8 protein-coding genes are annotated in these 8,319 nt (G+C 63.2%); 5 read left to right on the top strand and 3 right to left on the bottom strand.

Translation table 11 applies throughout. The features are described 5' to 3' along the window. Window positions 1-694 precede the first annotated feature (694 nt). Entirely contained in the window at window positions 695-2,200 is a 1,506-nt protein-coding gene (gene ltrA / locus FEI13_RS04980) for a group II intron reverse transcriptase/maturase (protein ID WP_138179963.1), read from the top strand. Between the two features lie 80 nt (window positions 2,201-2,280). Beyond that, a complete protein-coding gene (locus tag FEI13_RS04975; protein WP_240036424.1) occupies window positions 2,281-2,619 on the top strand; it encodes an SOS response-associated peptidase family protein in 339 nt (112 codons plus the stop codon). A 17-nt stretch (window positions 2,620-2,636) separates the two neighbouring features. On the opposite strand, the gene FEI13_RS04970 is transcribed toward FEI13_RS04975, so the two are convergent. Continuing rightward, entirely contained in the window at window positions 2,637-3,713 is a 1,077-nt protein-coding gene (locus FEI13_RS04970; protein ID WP_158294512.1) for a type I restriction endonuclease, read from the bottom strand. A gap of 105 nt (window positions 3,714-3,818) precedes the next feature. Next, complete coding sequence (locus FEI13_RS04965) at window positions 3,819-4,073, bottom strand: DUF4113 domain-containing protein (RefSeq protein WP_240036423.1); 255 nt, start codon at window positions 4,071-4,073, stop codon at window positions 3,819-3,821. An 87-nt stretch (window positions 4,074-4,160) separates the two neighbouring features. Between FEI13_RS04965 and FEI13_RS04960 the strand changes: the two genes are divergently transcribed. After that, complete coding sequence (locus FEI13_RS04960) at window positions 4,161-5,102, top strand: LysR substrate-binding domain-containing protein (RefSeq protein ID WP_138179956.1); 942 nt, start codon at window positions 4,161-4,163, stop codon at window positions 5,100-5,102. A 4-nt stretch (window positions 5,103-5,106) separates the two neighbouring features. On the opposite strand, the gene FEI13_RS04955 is transcribed toward FEI13_RS04960, so the two are convergent. Further along, window positions 5,107-5,991, bottom strand: a complete 885-nt coding sequence (locus FEI13_RS04955) for a LysR substrate-binding domain-containing protein (RefSeq protein ID WP_138179954.1) — start codon at window positions 5,989-5,991, stop codon at window positions 5,107-5,109. A 128-nt stretch (window positions 5,992-6,119) separates the two neighbouring features. Between FEI13_RS04955 and FEI13_RS04950 the strand changes: the two genes are divergently transcribed. Both FEI13_RS04950 and phnX read left to right on the top strand, forming a co-directional pair. Beyond that, window positions 6,120-7,280, top strand: a complete 1,161-nt coding sequence (locus FEI13_RS04950) for a 2-aminoethylphosphonate--pyruvate transaminase (protein WP_138179952.1) — start codon at window positions 6,120-6,122, stop codon at window positions 7,278-7,280. A gap of 110 nt (window positions 7,281-7,390) precedes the next feature. Continuing rightward, the gene (phnX, locus tag FEI13_RS04945; protein WP_138179950.1) at window positions 7,391-8,218 is read left to right on the top strand and encodes a phosphonoacetaldehyde hydrolase; all 828 of its coding nucleotides are present in this window, start codon (window positions 7,391-7,393) and stop codon (window positions 8,216-8,218) included. Window positions 8,219-8,319: the final 101 nt, after the last annotated feature.

Raw genomic sequence — 8,319 nt, 5'->3', positions numbered from 1 at the left:
AGCGTCCTGCCATACGTCACCTATGCAGCTGCGACATAGGGAAAATTAGCACATCCGACTTTTCGGACAAAACCTAGTGCCGGCGGATGGCTGGTACGAGTGGGTGCGACATGAAGTCGTATGTGAGATTGTCCGGCGGAGCCATTCCCGACCGGACCTGCCGTCCCATCGGCAGTACCCTACGAGGTATGGCGGCCTGGTAACAAGCCGTCTAAAAGCCCTCGGACAATGTAGCCTCCGCTCTCCAGCGGGTGCCCGACTCGTGAGAGGAGGGCATGCCTGCGAGCATCAACGCGGGTCGGAGCTAGGGTGGATGGTAAGGTCAGCGTATGCGAATCTCATTAATATCGTCAACCAAGAAGGATCCAAAGATGCTGATAGGGTCCGTGTTGCGGTCGGTACGGGTGCTCCATTCTCACCCGTCATGGGCATAAAGGCCGCCGGTATCGAAGAGAGACCTAACCCAATCCTGTCACTCATGCGGAACATGGTAAGCCCGTATGGCTCCCGAAAGGGAAGCTCCACCGTAAGGTGCAGTGATAGCCATGCGGGTAGAGGATCGGGGAAAAAGCGAATGCAGGGCTGTAATGGTTCTGATACGGGTTTCAACGTTACCCGACACGAAAGTGGGCAGACTTCCCCGTGGTCTTACGTCACAAGAGAGCTTGATTAACTGGCCAACGAGGAAAAGCAGATGACGGCGAAAGCTGGTGCAGCCTCGGACACCCTCGGTAGATGGGAAGCCATACCGTGGCAGACCGTTGAACAAAGTGTTCGCCGGCTCCAAGCCCGTATTGTGAAGGCGGTAGAAGAAAATCGATGGAACAAGGTCAAGTCATTGCAGCGCCTGCTCACGCGTTCTCGTAGCGCCAAGCTACTGGCAGTACGAAGAGTCACCGAGAACAAAGGAAAGAACACCCCAGGAGTGGATGGAGCCACTTGGACGATACCCGGCCAGAAACTTCGGGGGGCCTCTGGACTGAGGCCCCGTGGGTATCGGCCCCTTCCGCTGAGAAGGATCTACATCCCAAAGCCCAATGGGAAGCTCAGGCCTCTTGGGATCCCGACCATCAGGGATCGTGCGATGCAGGCACTCTACCTGCTGGCACTCGACCCGGTAGCCGAGACCCAGGCCGATGGCTGCTCATACGGGTTCAGGCCCATGCGTAGCTGCGCAGATGCGATCGAGAGGTGCTTCGTCAACCTTAGTCGCAGAAGTAGCCCCGCGTGGGTTATGGAAGGGGATATCAAGGGATGCTTTGACAACATAAGCCATCAGTGGCTTATGCGCCATGTTCCCATGGAAAGAAGGGTGCTGGAGGGCTGGCTAAAAGCAGGATTCCTCGATAATCAGGTATTCAATCCTACCGTGGCAGGAACACCACAAGGCGGCATCATTTCACCTGTAATTGCTAATCTGGCTCTGGATGATCTGGAGAAAGATCTACGGAAAGAATTCCCAAGGAAAGGCCCGGGATCATATTCGGGTAGGGCAGCAAAGGTGCATCTTATCCGCTACGCGGATGACTTCATTATCACTGCGTCAAACGAGGAAATACTTCGTGATAGAGTGTTGCCTATAGTCGAAAAATTCATGAGTGAGCGTGGTCTAGAACTCTCGAAAGAGAAAACTAGATTTACGCATATCACCTCGGGATTTGACTTCCTTGGGCAGAACATAAGACGCTATTCTAACGGGAAGCTTCTCATAAAGCCCGCCAAGAAAAGCCTCAAGTCTATCATCGACAAAGTGAAGAAAATCGTCCGAGAAATGTGGGCTGCAACTGCCGGAGCCCTGATTGCTAGGCTAAATACCGTAATCAGGGGGTGGGCTAACTACCATCGCCACGTTGTCTCAAAGAGGGTTTTCACCTACTTGGACAATGAGATATTCAATATCATTTGGCGGTGGGCCAAATCCCGCCATCGTCGCAAGGGGGCAAGGTGGATCAAGCGAAAATACTTTACCCGTTTGGGCTTCAGGGACTGGTGTTTCACCGGTTACCGTATTGGTGCAACAAAGGGTAAGCCGAGCGCGTTCCACCTGTTCCATGCCCAAAGCGTCAAGATCACCCGGCACCGGCTGGTAGCATCCGCCTTGAATCCATACGACCCGGCATGGACGTCATACGTCAGTACACGTAGGCGTCGCCTGCCTCCTGCCGCCGCGTCATTAATGATGGCGTTAGTTAAGGCTTGAGCCGTGTGAGCTGGAAACTCTCACGCACGGTTCTTAGAGGGGGGACTGGAGGTGACTTCAGTCCCCTACTCGACTTGCCGGTGGATGCCAGGAAGCAGCCGCACTTCCTGTGCCGCGAGGATCGCGAGCCGATCTGGCTGGCGGGCATCTGGAGCGAGAGGCCGGACGGCAAGCCGGGCTGCGCCACCCTAACCGAGCAGGCGCGGGGTGTGGCCAAGGAGATTCACGATCGCATGCCGCTGGTCCTGGATGCCGATAGACTCGAGCCCTGGCTCGACCCGCACCTGACCGACCGCAAGACGATCCGCCACGCGGTGCACCACTTGCCCGCCGAGCGGATCACCCACTGGACGGTGAGCTCCCGCGTCAACCGGCCAGGGAATGACGACGGCAGCTTGATTAAGCCGTTGCCTGTCTAGCCCTGACCGTTGGTCTACTACTCGAGGTATTCGCCCACGGTCGCTTTCAGCTGATCCTTATGCTGAAAGAGGTCACTGACCGAGTTTATATCGATCCGGTCTTCTTTCTTGTCGCTAAAGAAGCCTACCCGCTTGACTGATTTCGCGTTGAAATGGAAACGGCAGATGGGCTTGCGGTTGTTGTCGTCGAGAAGCACTGCGCAGTATGACTTGGCATCTCGCATAGCTATACGGCTGACATCGACCTGTTCTGCGAGCAGGGATCGAACAATATTATAGGCATCGATCTCTTCCTGAGTGGTAATTATGCCATCATCATCAGGCTCGGCTTCCTGCGATGCACTGTCGGTAGAAGCGGTGGACTGCGTAGTATCTATATCGTTGCTGGCAAGGGCACCACGCAGGCGCTGCGCGACCTGCTCCTTGATATAAGCCTTACCTGCTTCTTTGATGATCGGCGTGAATTCCTCGATCACCTGCCGTGTCTGACGCCCCTCATAAACCTTGCCTACAATGAATTTGACGAACTCCTCCGGAGTTTCTCGGAAGACTTCATCAATGGCCTGTTTGGCCAGGTTAGTATATTTGAGCCGGTTGGCTGTGCCGAGGATGGCATCAACATCAAAATTGGGCTTGGTGAACTTTCGAAGCTCGTCGATATCCTGATCGTTGAAGTCTTCAAGGTCGAAGGTGAAGAAGGGGCGAGTGTCCAGCTTGTTTTCTGAGTCTAGGTCAGAATAAAAACGGTACTCAAAGCCGTTTGTCAGGATGGCGAACTTAGCGTCAGTGCAGGCAAAGTAGCGGTAGAGCTGGTTGTACTGGACGTTGGCGAGATTAGTACCCAGTGGCTTGCACTCCATGAGGATTGAAATGCTGCCATCGGCACGAATGGCATAATCGACCTTCTCACCTTTCTTGGTGCCTACATCCGCCGTGAATTCCGGCACAACCTCTCGGGTATCAAAGGGGTCGTAGCCGAGAGAGTTGATGAAGGGAAGCACCAGAGCCGTTTTGGTTGCTTCCTCATTCTGAATGTGGTCAACCTGCTCTTGGCCACGACGTGCAATGTTGTTGAGCTTCTCGATAAGGTCCATGGTGCCTCCCTGCATACCTGTGATGGACGGTGTTTTCAGTCTTACACTACGCGACTTCTCCTCAGCGTACCAAAAGACCAAAGTCAAATAAGGGAAGCCCCTTGATCATGTCCTTGCGGTCGGTAGTTCCGGCCAATGCGTGGTCCACCTTGGCGTTCGATGCGCACAGCGTAGCTGCCAGGCGGCACTGATGCGCGGCACGCCCAGGCCCACTGGGCCCTTACCCATCTTCCCATTGAGTTCGTCCAGGGCGGCCACCAACTGGTGGTCGCGTGCGCTCTGGGCTTGCTGATCGGGCGTGTCGAGCAGCGAGAGCTGCTGTCGGATGGCATCGTTGGCCCAGGTAAGCGTCGCATTCATCGGCTGATCGTGTTCCCAATACAACGGCATGTGAGAAAATCCCGCCTTCACCCTAGAACCCCACTAGCGACGTATAAGGCCCCGCCCGTGAGCCACCAGCCCCCCTCCATGAAGTCGCTGATCGCGTTCGAGGCCACCGCTCGCCTCGGATCGATGACGGCGGCGGCGGATGCCGAGCGCACCAGCCAGCCGACCATCTCGCAGCGCATCCGGGCGCTGGAGGAGCGGGTCGGGCTGCCGCTGTTCGATCGCCAGGGCGGGCGGCTGGTGCTGAACGCCCAGGGCGAGCGCTTCTATCGGGAGGTGGCGCCGGGCCTCAAGTCGGTGCGCGAGGCCTGCGAGCGGGTGATGCAGGAGGGCCGGCGGCCGTCGCCCTCGGTGGTGATCGCCGCCGGCTCCGGCTTCACCCACCTCTGGCTGCTGCCGCGCCTGCCGGCGCTCAAGCAGGCCTTTCCGGAGGTGACCTTCCAGCTGATGCCGATCGATCGCGCCGATGACCCGGAGCTGCAGGCCGCCGACATCGCCATCCGCTTCGGGCCCCGCACGCCCCACACCGAGGCGCGCCTGGTGGCCAGCGAGGCGGTCTTCCCGGTGTGCAGCCCGGCCTATGCCGACCAGCACGGCCTGACGGATACGTTGACGACGGAAGCGCTGCCCGGTCTCTCGCTGCTGCATCAGGACATCAAGGACCCGCGCTGGCTCGACTGGGCGCAGTGGTGCCAGACCGCCGGCCTGAGCCTGGCCCCGCGAGACGGCGTCTTCGCCTACTACAACTACGCGCTGCTGCTGAACGCCGCGCTCGCCCACCAGGGGGTGGCGCTCGGCTGGTCGATCCTCGTCGAGGAGCATCTGGCGAGCGGCCAGCTGGTCGGGCTGGGGCCGCGGGTCACGCGTCGCGACTACGGCTACTGGCTCAGCGTGAAGCACCACCGCAGCGCCGTGCTCGAGCCGATCGGCGACTGGCTGCTCGAGGCGGTCCACCGCCGCCGGCCCGACGCCCAGGCGACGGCGCAGCACGCGACGGGCTGATTTCTCACCACTCGGGCTCGGCCAGGGCCTCGCGCACCACCTCCAGGAAGGCCGCCACCAGGCGCCGCTCGCTCTGCTGGCGCAGGCAGACCAGGGTCTCGGTCATGCAGTGGCCGCTGTCCTCGATGGCGAGCCGGTGCATGCCGGGATGATGGCCGGCCTCGGCCGCCGAGACGATCCCCACCCCGAGCCCCGCTGCCACCAGCTCGAAGACGGCCTCGCGTCCCTCGGCCTCGATGGCCGGCGTGAGCGCCATCCCCGCCGCGCGCAGCTCCGCCTCCAGGGCCTGGCGAGTCATGGAGCCGCGCTCGCGCAGCACCAGCGGGGCCCGGGCGAGGTCGGCCAGGCGGATTGCGCGCCAGCGGGCCCAGGGGTGGTCCGCGGGCACGAAGGCGATCAGCGGGGCGCGGCTCAGCTCCACGCTCAGCAGGCGTGGATCCTCCACCGTGCGGCCCAGCACGGCGAAGTCGGCGCGGTGCTCGAACAGCCGGGAGAGGGCCGCGTCGGTGTTGCCGGTCATCAGCTGGAAGCGCACCCCGGGATGGCGCGCCTGGAAGCGGGCGATGAAGCGCCGCACGTGCATCGGCGAGTCCACCGCCAGGGTGAGCTTGCCCGACTGCAGGTCCCGGGCGCCGGCCAGCAGCGCCTCGGCCTCGTCGGCGGCGGCGAACAGCCGCTGGGTGATGCCGAGCAGCCGCTCGCCGAGATCGGTGAGTGCCACCGTGCGCCGGCTGCGGCGCAGCAGGCTGACCCCGAAGCGCTCCTCGAGCTTGCGCACCTGGTCGGAGACCGCCGGCTGGCTGAGGCAGAGGCGTTCGGCGGCGCGGGTGAAGCTGCCGTGGACGGCCACCGCATGGAAGGCGCGCAGCTGCGCGTGGGAGAGGGACATGGTTTCACTATAAGTTCAGCTTGTATCAAAGATACGATAAATCGATTTTATCTATGGTCAAGCGACTGGTCTGATGGGCGCCACTTCCCTTTGATCCCTTTCCCTTTGAGAGATAGCCGGAGCCGCCCATGTCCCTCGCCACCGCCACGCCCCCCGTCGACGAGCCCGCTCAGCACGCGCCCTACCTGCTGACCCCCGGCCCCCTGACCACCAGCGATACCATCAAGGCCGCGATGCTCCACGACTGGGGCTCCTGGGACGACGACTTCAACCGCCTGACCGCCGAGGTCCGCGCGCAGCTGCTCGAGATGGCCGGCGCCTCGGGCGACGCCTACGCCTGCGTGCCCCTGCAGGGCAGCGGCACCTTCGCCGTGGAGGCGGCGCTGGCCACCGCCATCGATCGCCACGGTAAGGCCCTGGTGCTGGCCAACGGCGCCTACGGTCAGCGTGCCGCCAAGATCCTCGGCTATCTGGGCCGCGAGCACCTGGTGCTCGACAAGGGCGACTACCTGCCGCCCCGGGGCGAGGAGGTGGCCGCATTGCTCGACGCCGACCCCGAGATCACCGACGTCTTCCTGGTCCACTGCGAGACGAGCTCCGGCATCCTCAACCCGCTGGCCGAGATCGCCGAGGTGGTCAAGGCCCGGGGCAAGGGGCTGATCGTCGACGCCATGAGCTCCTTCGGCGCGGTCCCGCTGAGCGTCGAGGCGGTGCCCTTCGACGTCCTGGTCTCCTCGGCCAACAAGTGCCTCGAGGGGGTGCCGGGCTTCGGCTTCGTGATCCTGCGCCGCGACCTGCTCGAGGCCAGCGCCGGCCGCGCCCATTCGCTGAGCCTCGATCTCCTCGAGCAGTGGCGCTACATGGAGCGCACCGGCCAGTGGCGCTTCACCCCGCCGACCCACGTGGTCGCCGCCTTTCACACGGCGCTGGCCGAGCACCGCGCCGAGGGCGGGGTGGCGGGGCGCCTGGCCCGCTACACCCGCAGCCGCGAGCGGCTGGTGGCCGGCATGCGCGAGCTGGGCTTCGCGACCCTGCTCGAGGATCGCTGGCTGTCGCCGATCATCACCACCTTCTTCTGTCCCGGCCATCCCGCCTTCGACTTCGGCCGCTTCTACGCCGAGCTCAAGGCACGGGGCTTCGTCATCTATCCGGGCAAGCTGACCGAGGCCGAGAGCTTTCGCATCGGCTGCATCGGCCGCCTGGATGTCGCGGTGGTCGAGCGCCTGCTCGTCGCCGTGGGCGAGGCGCTCGACGCCCTGGGCGTCGACGACGGCCGTCCGGCGGCCTGAGCCGCCATTTCCCTTTGCGACAACCCCCTGAAAGCACGTCGCTCTTCAGTGAACACACGCCACTCTTCAGTAAACACACGCCACTGCCCGACAACAACGAGGAACGCTCCATGATCTACAACGCCCCCGAACGCCTGCAGGCCGCGATTCACGACTGGGCCGGCACCGTGGTGGACTTCGGCTCCTTCGCGCCGACCCAGATCTTCGTCGACGCCTTCGCCGAGTTCGGCGTCGCGCTCAGCCTGGAGGAGGCCCGCGGCCCCATGGGCATGGGCAAGTGGGATCACATCCGCGCCCTGTGCGATATCCCCGAGATCGCCGCGCGCTGCGCCGAGATGTTCGGCCATGCGCCCACCGATGCCGACGTGACCGCCATCTACGAGCGCTTCATGCCGCTGCAGGTCGAGAAGATCCCCGAGCACTCGGCGCTGATTCCCGGCGCCATCGAGGCGATCGCCGCCATGCGCGACCAGGGCATGAAGATCGGCTCCTGCTCCGGCTATCCGGCCGTGGTCATGGAGCGGGTCGTGGAGATGGCGGCGCAGCACGGCTACGAGGCCGACCACGTGGTGGCCTCCGACGAGGTGCCCAACGGCCGCCCGCATCCGGCCCAGGCGCTGGCCAGCGTCGTCGCGCTCGGCATCGAGGACGTCGCCGCCTGCGTGAAGATCGACGACACCACCCCGGGGATCCTCGAGGGGCGCCGCGCCGGCATGTGGACGGTGGGCCTGACCTGCTCCGGCAACGCCCTGGGCCTGACCCTCGAGGCGTTCCAGGCGCTCACGCCCGAGGCCCTGGCCGAGGGACGCGCCCGGGTCGCCCGGGAGTTCGAGGCCTCGCGCCCCCACTACCTGATCGACACCATCGCCGACCTGCCGGGGGTGATCGACGACATCAATGCCCGGCTGGCCCGCGGCGAGATGCCCCAGGCCTGCTGAGCGGGAAGGCGCCTCGAGAAGCGCAACGACCGGGCCCAGGCCCGGTCGTTGGCGTTTGGGGAGTCTGGCGGGCGGCGCGTCGGCACGCCGCGGGAAGCCAC

It is taken from the genome of Halomonas urmiana (genome assembly GCF_005780185.1).
Taxonomy (GTDB): Bacteria; Pseudomonadota; Gammaproteobacteria; order Pseudomonadales; family Halomonadaceae; genus Halomonas; species Halomonas urmiana.
Note: the sequence above shows the minus strand (reverse complement) of the source record. Positions and strands in the feature narration are given on the sequence as shown.

What these genes read in the sequence shown, in the direction of transcription:
- FEI13_RS04950 (WP_138179952.1), top strand. Translation starts at nt 6,120, where the DNA reads ATGTCCCTCGCCACCGCCACGCCCCCCGTCGACGAGCCCGCTCAGCAC.
- FEI13_RS04965 (WP_240036423.1), bottom strand. Translation starts at nt 4,073, where the DNA reads ATGAATGCGACGCTTACCTGGGCCAACGATGCCATCCGACAGCAGCTC.
- FEI13_RS04955 (WP_138179954.1), bottom strand. Translation starts at nt 5,991, where the DNA reads ATGTCCCTCTCCCACGCGCAGCTGCGCGCCTTCCATGCGGTGGCCGTC.
- FEI13_RS04970 (WP_158294512.1), bottom strand. Translation starts at nt 3,713, where the DNA reads ATGGACCTTATCGAGAAGCTCAACAACATTGCACGTCGTGGCCAAGAG.
- ltrA (WP_138179963.1), top strand. Translation starts at nt 695, where the DNA reads ATGACGGCGAAAGCTGGTGCAGCCTCGGACACCCTCGGTAGATGGGAA.
- phnX (WP_138179950.1), top strand. Translation starts at nt 7,391, where the DNA reads ATGATCTACAACGCCCCCGAACGCCTGCAGGCCGCGATTCACGACTGG.